21 protein-coding genes are annotated in these 18,535 nt (G+C 42.0%); 8 read left to right on the top strand and 13 right to left on the bottom strand.

From position 1 onward, the window contains the following. Positions 1-246: 246 nt before the first annotated feature. Complete coding sequence (locus tag J7E66_RS29325) at positions 247-477, bottom strand: hypothetical protein (RefSeq protein WP_214733023.1); 231 nt, start codon at positions 475-477, stop codon at positions 247-249. 138 nt (positions 478-615) lie between these two features. Here J7E66_RS29325 and pdaB point away from each other — a divergent pair, with 138 nt between their 5' ends. Further along, the gene (gene pdaB / locus J7E66_RS29320) at positions 616-1,368 is read left to right on the top strand and encodes a polysaccharide deacetylase family sporulation protein PdaB (protein WP_215006949.1); all 753 of its coding nucleotides are present in this window, start codon (positions 616-618) and stop codon (positions 1,366-1,368) included. A 27-nt stretch (positions 1,369-1,395) separates the two neighbouring features. On the opposite strand, the gene J7E66_RS29315 is transcribed toward pdaB, so the two are convergent. Then, positions 1,396-2,088: a KinB-signaling pathway activation protein gene (locus J7E66_RS29315; RefSeq protein WP_215006946.1), complete on the bottom strand. Its 693-nt coding sequence runs from the start codon at positions 2,086-2,088 to the stop codon at positions 1,396-1,398. A gap of 151 nt (positions 2,089-2,239) precedes the next feature. Here J7E66_RS29315 and gerD point away from each other — a divergent pair, with 151 nt between their 5' ends. Further along, a complete protein-coding gene (gene gerD, locus J7E66_RS29310; protein ID WP_215006943.1) occupies positions 2,240-2,857 on the top strand; it encodes a spore germination lipoprotein GerD in 618 nt (205 codons plus the stop codon). A gap of 77 nt (positions 2,858-2,934) precedes the next feature. On the opposite strand, the gene J7E66_RS29305 is transcribed toward gerD, so the two are convergent. From J7E66_RS29305 to J7E66_RS29295, 3 genes are all read right to left on the bottom strand, one after another. Further along, positions 2,935-3,990: an Mrp/NBP35 family ATP-binding protein gene (locus J7E66_RS29305; protein ID WP_215006940.1), complete on the bottom strand. Its 1,056-nt coding sequence runs from the start codon at positions 3,988-3,990 to the stop codon at positions 2,935-2,937. A gap of 138 nt (positions 3,991-4,128) precedes the next feature. After that, on the bottom strand, positions 4,129-4,854 hold the full coding sequence (gene cwlD, locus J7E66_RS29300; protein ID WP_308162626.1) for an N-acetylmuramoyl-L-alanine amidase CwlD: 726 nt from the start codon (positions 4,852-4,854) through the stop codon (positions 4,129-4,131). An 84-nt stretch (positions 4,855-4,938) separates the two neighbouring features. Next, the gene (locus J7E66_RS29295; protein WP_215006934.1) at positions 4,939-5,382 is read right to left on the bottom strand and encodes a YbaK family protein; all 444 of its coding nucleotides are present in this window, start codon (positions 5,380-5,382) and stop codon (positions 4,939-4,941) included. A 355-nt stretch (positions 5,383-5,737) separates the two neighbouring features. Here J7E66_RS29295 and J7E66_RS29290 point away from each other — a divergent pair, with 355 nt between their 5' ends. The 5 genes from J7E66_RS29290 to J7E66_RS29270 all read left to right on the top strand — a co-directional run bounded on the left by J7E66_RS29290 (position 5,738) and on the right by J7E66_RS29270 (position 10,195). Further along, positions 5,738-6,454, top strand: coding sequence for an SDR family NAD(P)-dependent oxidoreductase (locus J7E66_RS29290; RefSeq protein ID WP_215006931.1), 717 nt, complete (start codon positions 5,738-5,740; stop codon positions 6,452-6,454). Then, positions 6,454-7,482: an S-adenosylmethionine:tRNA ribosyltransferase-isomerase gene (locus J7E66_RS29285; RefSeq protein WP_215006928.1), complete on the top strand. Its 1,029-nt coding sequence runs from the start codon at positions 6,454-6,456 to the stop codon at positions 7,480-7,482. Before J7E66_RS29290 ends, J7E66_RS29285 begins: the two co-directional genes overlap by 1 nt. Positions 7,483-7,595: 113 nt before the next feature. Beyond that, a complete protein-coding gene (locus J7E66_RS29280) occupies positions 7,596-8,708 on the top strand; it encodes a GAF domain-containing sensor histidine kinase (protein WP_215006925.1) in 1,113 nt (370 codons plus the stop codon). Positions 8,709-8,721: 13 nt separating this feature from the next. Beyond that, a complete protein-coding gene (locus J7E66_RS29275; protein ID WP_308162625.1) occupies positions 8,722-9,363 on the top strand; it encodes a response regulator in 642 nt (213 codons plus the stop codon). A 397-nt stretch (positions 9,364-9,760) separates the two neighbouring features. Continuing rightward, a complete protein-coding gene (locus J7E66_RS29270; RefSeq protein ID WP_215006922.1) occupies positions 9,761-10,195 on the top strand; it encodes a CBS domain-containing protein in 435 nt (144 codons plus the stop codon). Between the two features lie 181 nt (positions 10,196-10,376). Here J7E66_RS29270 and J7E66_RS29265 read toward each other — a convergent pair whose 3' ends face one another. From J7E66_RS29265 to J7E66_RS29230, 8 genes are all read right to left on the bottom strand, one after another. Next, the gene (locus J7E66_RS29265) at positions 10,377-11,621 is read right to left on the bottom strand and encodes an MFS transporter (protein WP_215006919.1); all 1,245 of its coding nucleotides are present in this window, start codon (positions 11,619-11,621) and stop codon (positions 10,377-10,379) included. A 359-nt stretch (positions 11,622-11,980) separates the two neighbouring features. Beyond that, positions 11,981-13,123: a pyrroloquinoline quinone biosynthesis protein PqqE gene (gene pqqE, locus J7E66_RS29260; protein WP_215006917.1), complete on the bottom strand. Its 1,143-nt coding sequence runs from the start codon at positions 13,121-13,123 to the stop codon at positions 11,981-11,983. Continuing rightward, positions 13,104-13,442, bottom strand: a complete 339-nt coding sequence (gene pqqD, locus J7E66_RS29255) for a pyrroloquinoline quinone biosynthesis peptide chaperone PqqD (protein WP_308162628.1) — start codon at positions 13,440-13,442, stop codon at positions 13,104-13,106. The genes pqqE and pqqD overlap by 20 nt, the downstream gene beginning before the upstream one ends. A gap of 21 nt (positions 13,443-13,463) precedes the next feature. After that, positions 13,464-14,201: a pyrroloquinoline-quinone synthase PqqC gene (pqqC, locus tag J7E66_RS29250; RefSeq protein WP_215006956.1), complete on the bottom strand. Its 738-nt coding sequence runs from the start codon at positions 14,199-14,201 to the stop codon at positions 13,464-13,466. Positions 14,202-14,203: 2 nt separating this feature from the next. Further along, positions 14,204-15,130 carry a pyrroloquinoline quinone biosynthesis protein PqqB gene (gene pqqB / locus J7E66_RS29245; RefSeq protein WP_308162627.1) on the bottom strand — a complete coding sequence of 309 codons (927 nt, stop codon included), beginning with the start codon at positions 15,128-15,130 and terminating at the stop codon, positions 14,204-14,206. After that, the gene (locus J7E66_RS29240) at positions 15,126-15,365 is read right to left on the bottom strand and encodes a hypothetical protein (protein WP_215006910.1); all 240 of its coding nucleotides are present in this window, start codon (positions 15,363-15,365) and stop codon (positions 15,126-15,128) included. The genes pqqB and J7E66_RS29240 overlap by 5 nt, the downstream gene beginning before the upstream one ends. Before the next feature lie 56 nt (positions 15,366-15,421). Beyond that, on the bottom strand, positions 15,422-15,496 hold the full coding sequence (gene pqqA, locus J7E66_RS33015; protein WP_373463227.1) for a pyrroloquinoline quinone precursor peptide PqqA: 75 nt from the start codon (positions 15,494-15,496) through the stop codon (positions 15,422-15,424). A 245-nt stretch (positions 15,497-15,741) separates the two neighbouring features. After that, a complete protein-coding gene (locus tag J7E66_RS29230; protein ID WP_215006904.1) occupies positions 15,742-17,724 on the bottom strand; it encodes an outer membrane protein assembly factor BamB family protein in 1,983 nt (660 codons plus the stop codon). Positions 17,725-17,981: 257 nt separating this feature from the next. Here J7E66_RS29230 and J7E66_RS29225 point away from each other — a divergent pair, with 257 nt between their 5' ends. Beyond that, entirely contained in the window at positions 17,982-18,443 is a 462-nt protein-coding gene (locus tag J7E66_RS29225) for a hypothetical protein (protein ID WP_215006901.1), read from the top strand. The last annotated feature ends 92 nt before the right edge of the window (positions 18,444-18,535 follow it).

Genomic DNA, 18,535 nt, shown 5'->3' with positions numbered 1-18,535 from the left:
GTTACGTTGGCTTAGTTTCTTATTTGAAACTAAAAATTTTGTTTGTTTGCACGATTTTGTTTGTTTAGTTTTCAAAGAACAATTTATCCATTCGCTCAAAGGCGACTTTATTAATATATCACCCGCAAAACGTAATGTCAACAAATTTTTTCAAGTGTTTTTTACGTCAGCAGCGACGTTTATTAATATACCAAGATACTAAATAATTGTCAACGAACTTTGCACAAAAAAATATGAAGTTTTTTATTAACCCTTTTTCCTATCCTTTTTTCCCCTCCTCATATACCTTAAACAATCATGTGGAGACGCAACCCGTCTAAAAAGTGTAAATAAAACCTTATATCTCTCTTCCATTGCTCTTTTTACAATATGATCAATTCGATCATCTCTTAAATCAAAAAGTATTTCATCCATTTCTCTTTTAATAAGGTATTCCATTTCTTTTACTTCCTTATCATTTATTAGAAGTCCAAACATTGAATAACCTCCAGCGAAATATCTATTTATTGTAGTCTTTTCCAATTATTGAAAATTTATTATAAAAATTTTCTAATCATATTTTTAAAAATACGGTCATAGGTTGAGACAAGGACAGTATTGGACGAGGTGGGGACGATGAAATTCTTTTTTGTATTTAACGGGAAGGCTTTGAAGAATATTTCACTCATTTTAATTGCTGCATTTTTTACTGCATGGTTTCTCTACATAGAGAATCTTGCACAAATTCCTGTCTTTTCAACAAAAGATGGTCCGAAAGCCGTTTATAGAGGGGAAAAGGATCTTGCTCTTACTTTCAATATTGGCTGGGGTGACGAAAAGGCAGAGCCGATTTTAGATACGCTAAATAAGGAAGGCGTGAAGGCAGCCACTTTTTTCTTAGCAGGTTCATGGGCTGAAAGACATCCGGATCTTGTCAGTCGGATTGTAAAGGATGGTTATGAAATCGGCATTCTTGGTTACGAATACAAAGACTATCGGGATTTGGAAGATGTAAAAATCGGCCAAGATATCTCAAAAGCACAAGAGGCCTTTAGGAAGTTAAATGTAAAGAATATTAAATTACTCCGTGCTCCGACTGGCCATTTTGATGAGAGAACCTTGAAAATAGCCAACAGATATGGATATACGGTTGTCCATTGGAGTGTGGATTCAAAGGATTGGAATAATCCGGGCGTACCAACCATTGTTAAAAATGTTAATAAGGCTGAAAAAGGTGATATTATTCTGCTCCATGCTTCGGACTCGGCAAAGCAAACAGCAAAAGCACTGCCGTTGATTTTGAAGAATATTCAGCAAAAAGGGTTAAAACTTATTTCAGTATCAGAATTAATTGCAAATGGAGAGGCAAGTTCCAGAGAAATCAAATAGTTAGACGCTAAAAAACCGTCCAATATATTAAATGGACGGTTTTTTTGTCTTTTTCATATTTGCTTGTTTATTATTTTTTGATTTACCTGGCGATTGACTCGTCTTTTTTTGTCTTTCCTGTTCAGATTGGAGGTTTAATTTATGAAGAATTAATAATTGATAGGCATTACACGCAAGCAACGCCAACATCATCAGGTAAAGCCAGCTCTTTTCATTGACACGCAGAACTGGAACCCACTCAACTAATGTAACCACGATCATAAAGAACATGGCCGGAATAAACGCCTCTTGATTTGTCTGTTTCGTTTTGTACCATGCAACGATTAGACCAACGACTAAAAGAATGATAGCTGGACCAAAATAAGGCAGGAGCGCATCCTTTGGCCCAGCAAAATTTTCGTATCGTAAATAAACTAAATCAAATAAACCAAATAGAATCAGAACAATTTGAACAGCATTCCAAAGTGAAACAGATTTAAAGATTCCTAAACCAAAACGGTGAACCGTTAAATATGCAAAAAAACCCATTTGGCTGATGACACTAAACAAAAAGCCCATGACAATTAACCAAATTAAGGTTGATAAAATATCAATGAGTTTAAATTCAGTAAAATAGGGCTGAAACTCATTCCAACGAACAATAAAGCCCACAATAGCCGTTGTGAGTCCGCCAACTAATAATGTGTTTAAAAATAGTTTTACCCAATTACGGCTCGTCACACTACAAACCTCCATACTACGAAAAATAAATAACATTATGATTGTACCAAGCCGAATTTGAAAAATCCATATTTTATGATTTCTTACGAATAATCTTTCAGCAGTTACTACATGCTAAGCTTAAGGATTTTTATGTGAAAGGGGCTTATTAATGAAAGCAAAAAGCATGTTGCTCCTCCTGCCCATCATGGTGTTCCTAACAAGTTGTTCTTCCAATGACGCCAGCGGCGGAGGACAAATTGATTACGAAGAAACGAAAAAAATGGTTGTTGATATTCTCAAAACCGATGATGGTAAGAAAGCAATCCAAGATGTGATGTCAAGTGATAGTATGAAGGAAAAGCTGGTAATGGACCAAAAGGTCGTCTCTGACACGATCCAGCAAACACTAACCTCAGATAAAGCAAAACAATACTGGAAAGAAACATTTAGTGATCCCAAATTTGCACAAAGCATTTCTAAAAATTTGAAATCTGAAAATAAAAATTTACTAAAGGAATTAATGAATGACCCAGAATATAGAGGAATGATGATTGAAGTTTTTAAAGAGCCTGAAATACAAAAAGAATTGGCAGACGCTCTAAAAAGCAAAGAATACCGCGAGCATCTTCAGAAAGTAATTACCGAAACGGTCGATAGTCCTTTATTTAAAGCAAAAATACAAGAATTACTCTTAAAGGCGGCTGAAGAAGCAAATAGCAAATCATCCGGTGGAAAGAGCAACAGCCAAAGCGGATCTGGTGGAAGTAAAAGCGACCAAGGCAGCTGAAGCTAGACAATTATACATTCCCATCAAAAAAATAGAAGCCTTCTCCACATTCGGAAGAGGCTTCTATTTTCATTTATTTACTTCTTTAGCAAGCCAGTTACCTTTTCAGCGATGTCTAAATAAATTTTTCCAATCTGATGGTCTTCTTGATAGACCGACGGGGCAAAGTCTTCATCGTTCCAATCAGGCTGATTTAGCGGCAGACGGCCAAGAACTTCTGTATTCAATTCTTCCGCTAATTTATCGCCGCCGCCTTGGCCGAATACATATTCTTTTTCCCCGGTCAGCTTGCTTTCAAAATAAGCCATGTTTTCAATGACACCAAGAATTTCATGGTCAGTTTTCAAAGCCATTGCCCCAGCACGCGCTGCGACAAAAGCGGCCGTTGGATGTGGTGTTGTCACAATAACTTCTTTACAAGCCGGGAGCATCGTATGAACGTCTAATGCGACATCTCCAGTTCCAGGTGGTAAATCTAAAAGTAGATACTCAATGTCGCCCCATTCTACTTCATTAAAGAAGCTGTTTAACATTTTCCCTAACATCGGCCCACGCCAGATAATAGGTGAATTATCCTCAACAAAGAAGCCCATTGAAATGACTTGTACTCCAAACCGTTCAACAGGAATTATCTTTTCTCCTCTAACAACCGGTCTTTCTGTTATTCCCATCATATCTGGAACACTAAATCCATAGATATCCGCGTCAATTAGTCCAACCTTTTTGCCTAGACGTGCTAGTGCAACGGCGAGGTTAACCGAAACCGTTGATTTACCAACTCCGCCTTTTCCACTTGCGATCGCAATGAAAGTGGTATTATTTGACTGAAGCAGGTTGGTATCATTACTTTCTGGTTGTGCATGACGGTTTGCTGCTAACACTTCTTCAGGAAGTTCACTAAAACGGATGCCAACCGATGCCGCTCCTGCTTCTTTTAACAAATTGACAATTTGTGTTTGCAGTTGTAGCTGTTCAGCTGTACCTGTCTTCGCGATGGCCACCTTTACACTAACATGATTTTTTTCTTCTTTTACTTTTATTTCAACAATAGCATTTAATTCAGCTAATGTTTTATGTAAAAATGGTTCTTTGAGGCTGCCTAGAACCTCATGGACTCTTTCTTCTGTTAACATAAAAAGCACCTCACATTTTGAATTCGTTTCCATCTCTCAGTATATCATAACCACGCTCGGAAACAGTTAATTGAATCACACGTACTTTATAGGTTGAATCCAACTTTTTGCAAAAAAATAGAAGGGGTTATCCCGCCTTCAATAATCTGGTTCAACTAATTCTTTTTCATTCGTGTAATAACGAGTAATTCCTTGATAGATGGATATCGCAATTTTTTCCTGATAAGCATCCTTTTTTAAATTTTCCTTTTCAGCTGGATTGGACAAAAAGCCCACCTCAACTAAAATACCCGGCTTCTTTGCATTCTTTAATATATACACATTATTGATTGGTTTGGCTCTACGAGTGGTGTTCTCTAAGTTTTTCCGAAGTTCTTCTTGAACGAATTTTGCTGCCTTAGCATTTTCCTTAAAATAAGGTGCATAAAAGGTTTGTGCCCCGCTCCACCTGGCAGAAGGAATCGCATTTAAATGAATGCTGACAAAGAAATCATTATCACCGTTATTAATCATTTTTAGTCTATTTTTTAAATCTTCAACTTTTCTTCTACTGTAACCCCTTGTATCCGAATCGGCTAAGTCTGTATCTGTTTCTCTCGTCATAATCACAAGGGCACCTTGCATTTGCAGGTAATCCTTGACCTTCTTTGTAATCTTTAAGGCAATGTCTTTTTCCAATGTTTGACCCGTTCCAGCACCGCCATCTGGACCGCCATGGCCTGGGTCAAGTAAGATGATCTTTCCCGACAATGGAAGATTCCACGCATTTAACGAATCATCTTCAGCAAAATCGTATTGTAAAACGAAAAATAAGACAAATAGCCCCACAATAAAACTTATGATTTTTAATCTTCGTTTCGACACCCAGATCATTCCTTCCCGCTCGTCCCTATTCACTAAACTATATGGGACAAAGTGGGGATTTAGAACAGGAAGAAATGATGGACATTAGTGGAGACGGAGCTTGTGGCGCCTTTGCCCCTTTTCATAGCCTTCTCTCCACCAGATATGGATATATTGCTCACACAGGTAATAAAGTGATTCACTCATGGTGCCCTCTTCACCGCTTCCCCAATAAAGGAAAAAATTATATAGGGTATCAATTAAATGTTTTTCTTCTCGATAGCAGCGTTTGCGAACCTCATCTAAGTCTTCTCCATAATAACCAAACTTGCTGAATTTTGCCCCCAATAAAAAGGATTCAAGGGCAATGTCATAGCATGCTTCTTCAATGCCTGTATTCATTATTAGGCTGGAGGCAATTTTTGTAGAACCAAAGTATTGTTGGACTCGTTCTTTTAATGTATTAATGGATAACTCCCGAAGGACGGAACGTTCATATTTTATTTGTTTTTCCCGTTTTTTTTCTTTAAAGGTCGTAATTACTGTCACTACTTTTCACCTCTTAGAACTATTCTTTATCTGCGGTTCCGAAGAAATGCAAAGTTCTGACCGTTATAAGTTGCCAATTTTTATCCGATGGATTTGTTCATGCAGAAATAATTGTTAACAAATTATTCAAACAATTTTTATGTTGCCTTTTGTAAAATTAAGGTGGAGTGTTAAAAACCTCCCTCTTTAAAAGAGATTAATGCCACTTTTCCTGGTTGTTCGGTAACTCCCTGAACAAGTAAATTCGTCTTTTCTCATCCTAAAGTTGTAGATAAATTTCAAGCTTTTTTCCGAAGGATGATTTTCCAGAAACCTGTATGCTTAAAACATCACAAAACAAAGGGGAGAGACAAATATGAAAAATAAAGTAGTAATGATCACTGGAGCCTCAAAAGGATTGGGTAGAGCGTTAACACTATCTTTTGCTAAGGAAGGAGCTAAACTTACGATTTGCTCCAGGTCAGCAAAAGGCCTGCTAACAGTGAAAGAGGAAGCTGAAAACTTAGGTGCTGAAGTACTGGCGGTTACCGCTGATATTTCCAAATCACGGGATGTGGAACGGTTCGTTGCGATGACAGAGGAAGCCTATGGCCATATTGATGTCCTAATTAATAATGCATCTATCCTAGGGCCTAGTCCAATGCCCATGCTGCTCGATTATCCGGAGGAGGATTTTGCTGAGGTGCTAAGGGTGAATGCAGTTTCGCCATTTTTGGTTACCAGAAGAGTGATTCCGGGGATGCTTGAGCGGAATGAAGGATCGATTATTAATGTTACATCTGAAGCTGGCCATACTGGTTATGCGGGCTGGGGTGCATACGGGATTTCAAAATTTGCCGTTGAGGGTCTTACCCAAACGTGGGCGGATGAATTAAGTGAAACAAATGTACGGGTAAACATGGTTGATCCCGGCGAAATGGACACAGAAATGCACCAGTTAGCTGTTCCCAATTGCGATTATCCATTGGCTAAACCGGAGGATGTGGTCGACATCTTTTTATATCTAGCATCCGATAAGTCTGTAGGAATTAATGGCCAGCGGTTTGAAGCCCAATCAGAGGAGGAATTGTGATGGCGATGAAAGCGTTGGATTTTTATCTACCAGATGAATTAAATGCGTCCCATCCCCCAGAAAAACGCGGCTTAAGGCGGGATCATGTCCGGATGATGGTATTGGACCGGTCTACTGGAGAAGTCCGGCATGACCAGTTCTTCCACTTGGCAGATTACCTTCAGCCCGGGGATCTAGTCATAGCCAATAATAGCCGAACCATCCCCGCGGTATTACATGGTAAATGGTCAAGAAACAACGAAACAATCGCACCCACAGTGGAAGTCAGGCTGGCAAGACGCCGTCGCGAAGAATTGTGGGATGCGCTAATTGTAGCTAACCCTGTTAAAGCAGGCGACCAGATAGACTTTTCCCCAGAATTGTCAGCAATCGTAATCGGTGAGAAAGAGAATTCCCCTCTTAAGATTATTCAATTTACGAAAAAGGGCACAGAATTATTTAATATCATCTATGCCCTTGGTGAGCCGATCCGATATGAATATATTGAAGAGCCATGGGACTTGGATTACTATCAAACCATTTTTGCCTCCCATCCCGGTTCCGTCGAGATGCCCTCAGCAGGCAGAGCCTTTAGCTGGGAGCTCATTTTTAAAATGAAGCGCAAAGGCATCCAGCTTGATTTTATCCAATTGCATACCGGGTTAAGCTATTTACTTGATGATAGGTGGCACCAGTCACCCGAAGAGAATGAAGAGGAGTATCAAATCTCTAAACGAATTATGGAACGGATCCTCCAAACGAAAGCATCTGGCAAAAGAGTCATTGCCGTTGGTACAACAGTAGTTCGGGCGCTCGAGACAGCCGCTAAAAACGGGGCCCTTTCAGGGGTGACAAATCTCTATATCGATCCACATTATCCTTTACAAATAGTTGACGGAATCATTACGGGGCTTCATGAGCCACAAGCAAGTCATCTCGATATGTTGTCCGCCTTTGTATCAGGGCGCCATTTACTACAGGCATATGATTATGCAATCAAAGCCGGCTATCTATGGCATGAGTTTGGGGATATGAATCTAATCTTATGACGAAAGGAGGCAAAAAGCATCAGAAAAGGCAGCTGTTCTGAGTTCTAAGGAAGCGAAACAAACCACCTAATACGCTATAATAACAGTAAATGCAGGACGCTGGAGGAGAATGTATGTCGGAAGAGAATAAAGATATCGGCATTTTAAAGGAAATCGCTGAACTATTAAATGAAGGAACCGATACAAATGACGTATTGTCTGGAGTGTTGAAAAGGCTTCTTCAAGTGACGGGACTTCAAACAGGATGGATATTTTTAATGGATGAACATGGAACGCATCATCTTTCAGCCGTCGAAGCCCTGCCGCCTGCTTTGGCGAATAACGATAAGCAGAGGATGTGTCAGGGTGGATGCTGGTGCGTCAATAAATACAACAATAAAAAATTAACGAAAGCAACCAATATTATGGAATGTAAACGGATTGAAGATGCGATCGACGAAAATGCAGGGGAAACATGCGGTCTCACCCATCACGCTACCGTCCCGCTCGGAGCTGGAAATGAACGATTCGGAATCTTAAATGTAGGTTCCCCTTACAAAACACATTTTCAAAAAAATGAACTCGCCTTACTCGAAGCCGTTGCCTATCAAATCGGCACGGCGCTGAAACGGATCAAACTTACCCAGAGGGAACAGGAGACTGCGCTGGTCGCTGAGAGGAATCGGCTTGCAAGAGATCTTCATGATTCTGTTAATCAGCTGTTATTTTCATTAAGCCTTACAGCGAGGGCTGGAGTGGAAATGACAGAGCAAGATGAAGTGAAACAAACGTTTGTCTATATACAGGATTTAGCGCAGGAAGCGCTTGGCGAAATGAGAGCATTAATCTGGCAGCTGCGACCGCTTGGATTGGAGAATGGAGTAGTAAGTGCCCTGAAAAGTTATGCGGAAATGCTTGGACTGTCCATTAAAGCAAATATCACAGGAGCTGCTAGCATTCCAGGAACGGTCGAGGAAGCATTGTGGCGCATCGGCCAAGAGGCTCTGGCCAATTGTAAAAAGCACTCCCAGACAACAGAAACCAGTCTCACCTTTCATACTGCCAAAGATGAGGTTGTCATGTCCATCAAGGATCGCGGCTGCGGCTTCCACCTCGGAGAAAATCTCGAAATCCCCTCATTGGGATTAAAAAGTATGAAAACACGGACAGAAGCATTAAATGGCCAATTTCATTTAAAAAGTAAACCAGGAAGCGGTACAGAAATAGAAATTCATATTCCGTATTAAGGAGGAGAACTCAGTGAGTATCCGCGTACTAATCGCCGATGACCATCACGTCGTCAGAAGAGGTCTAGTCTTTTTTCTTCGGACCCAAAAAGACCTTGAAATTATCGGGGAAGCCGCCAATGGCAAGGAAGCGGTTGAACAGGCAAAATTACTGAAGCCAGATATTATTTTAATGGATCTGTTGATGCCGGAAATGGACGGAATCCAAGCCACAAAGATTATTAAACAAGCACAGCCAGACATTAAAATCATGATGTTAACGAGCTTTTCCGACCAGGATCATGTCATTCCAGCGCTAGAAGCCGGTGCTTCAGGGTTCCAGTTAAAAGATATCCAGCCCGATGAACTGGTCACATCCATTAAAAAAATAATTAGCGGGGAAAACCAGCTCCACCCAAAGGCTACCTCTCTTTTACTAGCCAATTTGTCCAATAAAAACAAGCAAGAAAAGAATTTACTAGCGGAATTAACGAAAAGAGAGTTGGATGTTTTAAAAGAAATTGCCAACGGAAAAAGCAATAAAGAAATTGCCGCCTCGTTATTCATCACCGAAAAAACAGTAAAAACCCATGTATCAAACCTTTTGTCGAAACTCGAATTGGCCGACCGGACACAAGCCGCCTTGTATGCAGTAAGAAATCAATTAGTAGACTAAAACGGATTTGAGCTGAGCTTGCTTCCGTTTTCATTTTTAAACAAATAAAAATCACAACCAATTGGTTGAGAGCTGAATTTTGTCGAAATCTACTCAGAATATGTAGATATTTCCCGGGAATTTGTTGAAGTTTGAAAAATAATGAATCCGAATTGTCGAAACAAAGGAATTTATACTTTAGATTTGGTCGCTTTGCATTATATCGCCCAGCGATACATAACAAAAAAGAGCAAAAAAAAGCCTTAAAAAGGCTCCTTATTTTCGGAATAAGGAGAGGAGTCCTCCCCATATTCCTTTAGGTATTTGTATCGCTCTGATATATAGAAAAAAGTTACCATTAATAATATCGCCACTGTTACCCATCCTATAAAGGAAAAACATATTTGGAGGTAATTTCATGGCACAATTAAGAGATATCATGACATCAAATGTTCTTACAGTTAGCGAAACACAGACGGTACAGGAAGCTGCAGCGTTAATGAGCGAACATAATATCGGAGCTATCCCGGTAATAAATAACAGCAGACAAATGGTTGGAATTGTAACGGATCGTGATATTACCCTTCGTACGACAGCACAAGGAGAAGATCCACAAACACCAGTATCTCAAGTCATGACTGCACAGCAAATCGTACAAGGTACACCTGATATGGATGTCCATCAAGCAGCAGATTTGATGGCACAGCAGCAAATTCGCCGATTGCCGGTAATCGAAAATGGACAAATAGTAGGAATGGTTGCTTTAGGTGATCTAGCAGTACAAAATCAATATGCAAACGAAGCAGAACAAGCATTACAAAGTATTTCAACTCCTTCCGCACCTCAACAATAGTAAGGGGTTACCTTTATTGTCACAAAATAATTATTAGCACAAATCAGCCCTTGGTCTGTGCTAATAATTTTTATAAAGCAAAAGAGAGCGCCTTTTACTTATTTATATATTTATTAAACCGTCTACATGTTCTTTGGCTTTTTTCAGAAACTCCAGGGACTGATTTTTAACCCTAAGACTCTCAACCCGATGAAGCATGCGATTTCATACGAATATCGTAAGAAGAAAAAAGTCTGCCGTATAAATAAGCAAAACTGAGTTGTAGACATGAGGCTATGTAAAAAGGCAGGGACAGGGAACCCAATCCAAAAAGATAGCCTGTAATATACGGTCCAATAGAGGTGGGAAGCCTCATTGAAAAAAGATTGATGCTTGACGCAAAGCCGCTCCGGTGGTTACGTGTTAAACTCACACTCAGCGCCTGCTGTGCCCCCTGCGTACCTCGATTTAAAGCCGTTCGAAGCATATAAATAACAGAAACGAGTGCGTATGATGATAGTATGGGCATCAAAATCAAAAGCAGACTTCCGATAAAACGGATGAAAACAATGGACCGGATTGTCCCATGTTTATGAGATAATCTTGCTTGTAACATGGAGGTAACTCCGGTCGAGAAGAAAGTAACAGCCAATGTGCTGCCAATTTGAGCGTGGCTTGCCCCAAATTTAGCCGAAAACCAATAGGACATCATCGGCCCGGTCAGCCCGATGGCAATCCCATTAAGTATGTTAATGGCTGCAAGCTTTAATACCGCTGCATTTTCTTCATGCAAGATTTTCTTTTCTTCATTCCTCCGTCCCTCTTTTTTGTTTCCTTGGCGGTTTTCGGCTTCTCCTCCTTGAATGGTTAAAATGATGGAGGCTGTGATCAACGATGCAACGAGAATATAGCAGAATAAAAGGCGATAAGGAGATACTCCAGTTTTCAAAAAGGATGCGGCCCCCGCTAGCACTGCTCCCGCCCCCATTCCGAAAAAACTGAGAGCATTATTCAAACTGTATACTCTGCCGCGTTCTGCTGTTAGGACAAAGGATGCCAGCCAGGCCTGCTCTGCAGGGGCGCATGGACTGGGTGAACCCGCGTCTGCTTTTCCAAATCCGGAAAGTGTAATCGCAATAGACAATAAAATTGGGTTAGTGGTTAATACCCCGACCAGTGCACATCCGGCGGTAACTAGTTCAGAAATAAGGACAAACGGTTTTCTGCCAAGCCTGTCACTATAAACACCTATAAAGGGTGCAACGACAACACCGAGCAATCCTCCTGCAGCAAGCACACTGCCAATCGCTGCCGTGCTCCATCCCAGCGCATCGAGATACAAAGCCAATTCCACTACCATCATGCCTTGTCCAATACTGCGAATAAAATTTACCAGCATGAGCCGCTTGACCACCGGATGAATTTGACCAAATCCTGTAAACTTCATTTTGATCACTACCTTTTGATTTTTATAGGTAATATTTAGGTTACCCAGTTTCTACTTAAAAGGGTGCCAATTCTCAATTTCCTTTATTCATTGGCATAAACAAACAAAGTTAACCGTGGCATAACATGTTTACATGGGATTTATGGTAAATTGAGGGATAAGCTTAAGGACTGGAAAGGGAAGGAATCGATATGGCAGGTAAATAGAAGGGACTTATTCAAAATTTAAAACGGAATATTTATATTCTGTATTTGGCTTACCGTCACCCTGAAACCCTGTGCATACAAATTGAACACAGGCGAAAAAAAATGGTGCTAAAGGGTATGTACGTGTCCCCTGCAGCACCACTTTGGCAACGCCTATTTTTTTAATAACCGTTTTATTGCAGATCTGTCCTGAGAATATCCCCGATAGATTAGGGGTGATGATGATCCAACCGGTTTGCTGTTGGCATCCTGTACAGCTTTTTCAATTAAATGATGTTCTGGTGCCCATTGGCAGACTGGGTCTGTCGCATTAGCATCTCCCGTTAAGGCAAAAGCCTGACAGCGGCACCCTCCTCCATCCTGATGCTTCAAATCACAGGTAAGACAAGCTTTGGGCATCCATTCTTCCCCTCGGAAACGGTTAAAAGATTCTGATTCATACCAAATATATCCTAGCGATGACTTACGGACATTTTCAAAAGATAACCCTTTGATTATCCCGGCGGTTGGACACGGAAGGGCAATTCCATTCGGCGCTACCGTTAGACCAATAGCTCCCCATCCCCCCATGCAAGGCTTGGGTGCAGATGCATAATAATCAGGAATAACCCAAATAATTTCCATTTTCCGCTTCAGTCGTGCTTTAGCGGCTTCATAGACTGCACTTGCACGCTCAATCTGGTCCCTGCTTGGCAGCAGTTTCTCCCGATTCAGCAGCGCCCAGTTATAATACTGGGTGTTCGCCAGCTCCAACCGCTCGGCTCCCATTTCTTCCGCAAGCTGAATGATCTCATCCACCTGATCAAGATTCATTCGGTGTAACACCACATTTAATGACAAATGCATTTCTGCCTGTTTTACAGCAGTGGCCGCTTCCCGTTTTTTCTCAAAGGCTTTGTATCCGCCGATAAGATCGGAAAGCTTCGCTTCTGCCGCTTGAAAGCTCACCTGCACATTTGCTAAACCGGCTTCCTTAAGCCGAATCGCTTTTTCCGTTGTTAAGCCAATGCCGCTTGTAATGAGATTGCCATACATATCTAAAGCAGCAGCGTGGCTGATAAGGGGTTCCAGGTCATCCCGCAAAAGCGGTTCGCCGCCAGAAAAATGAACTTCTACTACTCCCAATTCGGCGGCCTCGGACAAGACCCGGCTCCATTCCTCCGTTGAAAGTTCCATGGCTTCCTTAGCCATTTCAATAGGGTTTGAACAATACGGACAATTCAAAGGACAGCGATGGGTTAACTCAGCAAGCAGCGAATAAGGGGGTTGAACCCCACTATGGCTCTTGGTTTTCATGCTGAATCACCACCCATCCCTGATCCGCTACTTCCTGTAAAAATTCGGAAATATCAGCCTCCATTGTTTTCAAATCGGGCAAGGCACCCGAACTCCTTGTTTCTGAGTCTGCCATTAGAGAAGTCCTGATGTATTCAGTGATGGTGTTTACGGTCCGGCTCCCGTCACATAAACGAAGGATCGATGCTGCAGTTTCGTTTAGGACTACAACCTTTTCCGGTAGCAAAAGGAGATGTTTTTCTCTCACCTCATCAAATTTTAATCGCGCCTTTGCAGCGAGTTTTGGAAGACTGTCAGCTACAAAAATAGACTCCACCACCAATCATTTATTCTTCCCATTTCACGGTTTAGAGGGATAGGCCTTTTCAGTGGCATCAAGCTGTGCCCATAATACATCACATTTGAACCGCAAGGCGTTGACAGCCCGCTGCTGTGCTTCCGGTGTTCGACATTGGGTTAAAACAAGTCTGAGGGCCACATCCGAATCACAAGGTGCCTGAGTCAAGCGGCTTTGAAAATAATCAAGCCCTGAACGGTCAATCCAAGGATACAGCTGCTCAAAAACTTTTATCCTTTTTGAGATAAGGTCAGGCGAAAACAATTCCGTCAGCGAGGAGGCAACAGCTTCAATCCACGGTTTTGTCCGGGCGAAGTTTACATAGGCATCCACGGCAAATCGAACGCCCGGGACAACATGCTCCTCCCGTATGACTTCTTCCCGAGACAATCCTACCGCTTCTCCCAGCCGCAGCCATGCTTCAATACCGCCATCTTCTCCACGCCTTCCGTCATGATCAAGAATACGGCCAATCCACTCTCGCCTCAGTTCCCTTGACGGCAGATTGGACAGGATGGCTGCATCTTTAATTGGGACTGATTTCTGGTAGTAGTATCGGTTGGCCACCCAGCCACGGATCTGTTCTTTGCTTAAGTTTCCTTGGTGCATCACTATATGAAATGGATGTTTGTCATGATAGGAAGAACGCCCTACATTCCTTAGCCGAACCGTGAATTCATCTGCCGACCAAAGCTCTTCCCTTTTTTTATCATGGCTAACGAACCCTTTTTGCTCCAGCATTATCACACCTCCATTTCCATACCATCATAGGCCACTTCAATACCAAGCCGCTCCAATGTATACCTCTCCACTGAGTCCTTTTTCAAAATAGGGTTGCTGTTGTTAATGTGGATTAGAATTTTTCTTTCTGCCGGGAAAGAGGCTAATAACTCCAAGGTGCCTGATGGTCCGCTAATCGGTAAGTGGCCCATGCTTCTTGCGTCACGAGCGGCTGCCCCCATCCCGGTTAATTCATCTTCCGACCAAAAAGTTCCATCTACCATCAGAATATCGGCTTTCTTTAAACAAGCTTCTATAGCCGGAGTGATCTTTTCTAATGTAGGAAAGAAAGCAAGACACCTGCCCGAATCCTCATTATGAAGAACCAGTCCAACCTCCCAAATATCTTCTTGACAGTCCATCTCCTGGGTCGACCTGGCATAAAGCGGCGGTTTTTTCGAAACGGGAACCGGTTCAACGATGATGGTTCCTTCTGCTCCTTCATGTAATGGTCCCACCCTTTGCCGAAGGCCTGGATCAAGAGACTGCCATTCCCATGAACAATAGTTTTTTAGCATTGGAAACACCGGAAAATCGGATTGCAAGCAGCTTCGTACCATCTTGGTTCCATAAATCGTCATACTGGAGCCCTCCCGCAGTGATAATAGCCCGATTGTATGATCGAGCTCCGCATCGGTTAAAAAAACACCGGCAAGAGGGGTCTCTCTTATGCCTGGACCTGCATTTAGTGAAGCAAACGATTCAATTTGCCGGAGAATATCCGGTCCTGCATTGATAAGGTACCAGTCCTTTTCATTGGCAGTTACCGCAAGCGAAGATTGTAATAACGGCCGGAGTGAAGCGTTTCCTAAGCGGACTGCCCGACAGTTTGGACAGGCACAGTTCCACTGCGGAAAGCCTCCTCCGGCCGCCGCTCCTAATACTCTAATTCGAATTTGGTTTCAGTCCTTTCCCTTCGATGCGGGCATTGTTTTTTTCAATATTCCGCGGTTTTCCAAATAACCTGCCAACCTGCCACCCTATCGTCATATTCACCACAGCCATCAGGATAAATAGCAAATAGTCCCCTATTGGATCAGGAAGCAGGAGATCGACAAGCAGCCAGCCACCTGCTGTAGCACCCCCGATCATCACACCCATCACTGATTTTAAGTAACGATTCATTTGGCACACCCTCCGTGTTTTGGTTAAATTCATGAACAAGAGCCAAGCAGTCTGCGCTACTTGCCGATGTAGGAATACATCGTCACCTCGCTAGAAGTGTTGATTATTTCGTACTCAGGCTTTATCCACATGTGATCATCCCCTTTCATACACTTTCAATAATGATTATTTTTTAAAGGAGTGTCTGATTTTACCTTTCAAAACTATCTTATGTCGGCGGAAACACCAAAATAACTTGAATTTCAACTTGAATTTGTCCAAAAGTAAGCCCGTGTTTTGAAAATGCTGCAAAAAAGGACAAGCTTGGATGCAAACACTCCTTGACCCAAAAAGACAACCTGAGTCCGTAAACTCAGGTTGTCTTGGTTCTATTAAATTACTTCTTTTGAGACAGCCATTTTGCCAATACTTCAGCCTGATCCTTATCAACAAGACCTCCAGGCATACGTCCGCCTCCGTTAATGATTTGATTCAATATCTCCTCTTCAGACATGGATACACCAACATGTCTTAGGTCAGGGCCTGCCCCTCCTTCTAGATTTCCACCATGACAGGACATACAGCTCTTTTTGTAAATTACTTCAGCATTCATATCAGCCGGCTGCTTCTTATCTTTTTCTTTATTCCCGTGGCTGCCATGATTGGCGTTATCAGTTTTCCCTGAGCCTTCTGGATCGGCGCCCCCCGGATCTTTTGCAGGAGTTACTGATTTATTCCCCCCCAGTCCGTAGGTTACCACCTTTGTTCCAGTAACAAAAGTAACGTATTGTTTACCACCATCCATATAAATCGTCGGTGCCATCATAATCTGAGCCCCGCCGCTTTTCATGTTCCATAAAACTTTTCCAGTTTTAATATCAAGAGCATTTACCGTTCCATCCAATTCGCCGTAAAAAGCAAGTCCTGTAGTCGTACCTGTAAAACCTCCGCGCATTGGTTGTTTAGTCTTATTCTGATAGGCACGCTTGCCAGTATTCACATCAATGGCGGTGATAGTACCGGATATGTCTTCACCTTTTGGCCCTAACGTTATCGCAGTTCCTGGGAATAAACCTTTTTTTTGCTCAAGTTCATTTTCATCTTTCGCTGCAACCTCTAAAGATGGCTTATTAATACCAGGAATCAATACATAATTGGTTTTAGGATCATAGGTTTCCGGAGCATAGTTTTGTCCGCCTTCCGCTCCCGGCCATTGCATCGCCGGTTTATTTGGATCCGTCGGCTGTGACGTGTGCTGGATTTTGACGAATGGAACGCCATTATAAATGGTGTCCCCTGTTTTGGCATCCCACGCAAACCATTTCCCGTTCTTTCCGCCGTGTACGACAATTTTCTGCTTTTTGTTGTTGACCGTGGCATTGAGGATCATCGGAGTCGAGGTCGCATCATAATCCCATTCGTCCTCCTCATCCATTTCCGATTTTGCCCAAATCAATTTGCCTGTTTTACTTTCAAGAGCAAGGACCGAGTCCGTATAAGGGTTTTTACCTGGGCGGATTTTCTTAAAAAAGTCAGGAGCAGGATTACCCGTGCCAAAATACATCACGTCAGTGTCCGGGTCAAAAGCAATCTCTCCCCAGACGGCTCCGCCCCCAATATATTTGCCCTTCACCCAATCTTCTCCCTTCTCAGGGACTGTCCAGAATGGTCCATCCCAGGCTGGCGTCAAGTCACTTGCTTTATAGGCCATCACAAAGCCGCGAATGCCATTATCACCGCCGCTGCTTCCCACATAAACGTTTCCTTTATAGTACATTGGAGCCATTGTTTCATAATATCGGTTTTCAAGCTTGGCTCCTGGTATTGTATCCCAAAGGTTGATCATTTTAATCAATTTTCCGTCTTTCGCGTTAAGTTTGGCTAAGCGATTATCCGCAATAAGGACAAACACATTGCCTTCCGCAACAGCCACACCCCGGCTGGCAACAACCTCTAAAAGGCTTAGATCCGCATGGTCTAGATGGTAAAGTACATCTTTTGGCGGCGTCCATTGCCAAATTTTCTTCCCATTTGAGGCATCAATGGCAAACACTCGATTCATTGATGTCGTGACATACATGACACCATCTTTCACTACCGGGAAATCCTCCGAGGCATTAGGAATCTTCTTATCCCAATTTGCCAAATCTGCCTGCCAGACAATACCTAAATCCTTCACATTGTCTTTTGTAATCTTGTTATAAGGGACATGCCGAGTTTGTTGTAAGTCATACCCCCAAAGTGGAAAACCTTTATCATTTTCAGAACTGGCGGTTTGTTTATTGGCAGTATTCTCCTTTTTTCCAGGTTTCTGCTGACAGCCAACAATTAATACTACCGCCAATAAAGCTACGATTATCGCTTTTAAATAACGATTCAAAAAAAGACCCTCCTTATGCTTATAAGTCCAGAGTGATTGCCTCTATTTTTGGTTGCCTCTGAATTTTCCCATCCGGGGAGAACCCTACTTTATTGGTCCTCACTCTTTTTTCTATATTGAGTAAAAGATTCCTTAATTATGCAAAAAAATATTAAAATCACAAAATGATTTTTAACAATGGTGGGAGAGGAATATTTACCAAATATGGAGACATTCTATATTTGAATGAATTTAAAGAATCTCAGGATGGTGATTGAATGAAGGTTTTCTCAAAAATGACGAATCGGTTGGGTGGGTTTGTCTTATTACTTTGCTTTCTCGTTGGGGGAGCATGGACTTCTTCCCAAAGCGCGTTGGCTGCACCGGAAAAAACGGTCGGTACCGCGGAAAATGGCGGGATCAAACTAACGATTACTAACTATGCGATCACAAACTACGGTCAAGAGATGATTCTGTATTATACCGTAGAATCTACAACAGATAATTTGATGGTTGAAGAAGGGAAAGGGCTGTTAAAAAACCCAGAAATTTCCATTGCGAATAATAGTCTTCAAGGGATTGATGCCGAAAATAAAAAAATAAGCAGCCAGAAATATCAAGGTGCGGTCAAGGTGAACATGCCGCAATATATACCTGCCACTTCAAATGCGGCACTTAGTACAGATGCAATTCTAAATCAAAAGGGACAGTGGACAATTAACTTCCAAATTAAAAAATAGCCAAAAAAAAGATACTTTTAGATCCCTAGGCCAAGCCTGGGGTTTTTATTTGTAAAAAAAGACCCCCAACCATGAACTGTAACCCATAATAT

This window comes from Bacillus sp. ISL-7, assembly GCF_018613065.1.
This window is presented reverse-complemented; position numbering and strand designations above follow the sequence as displayed.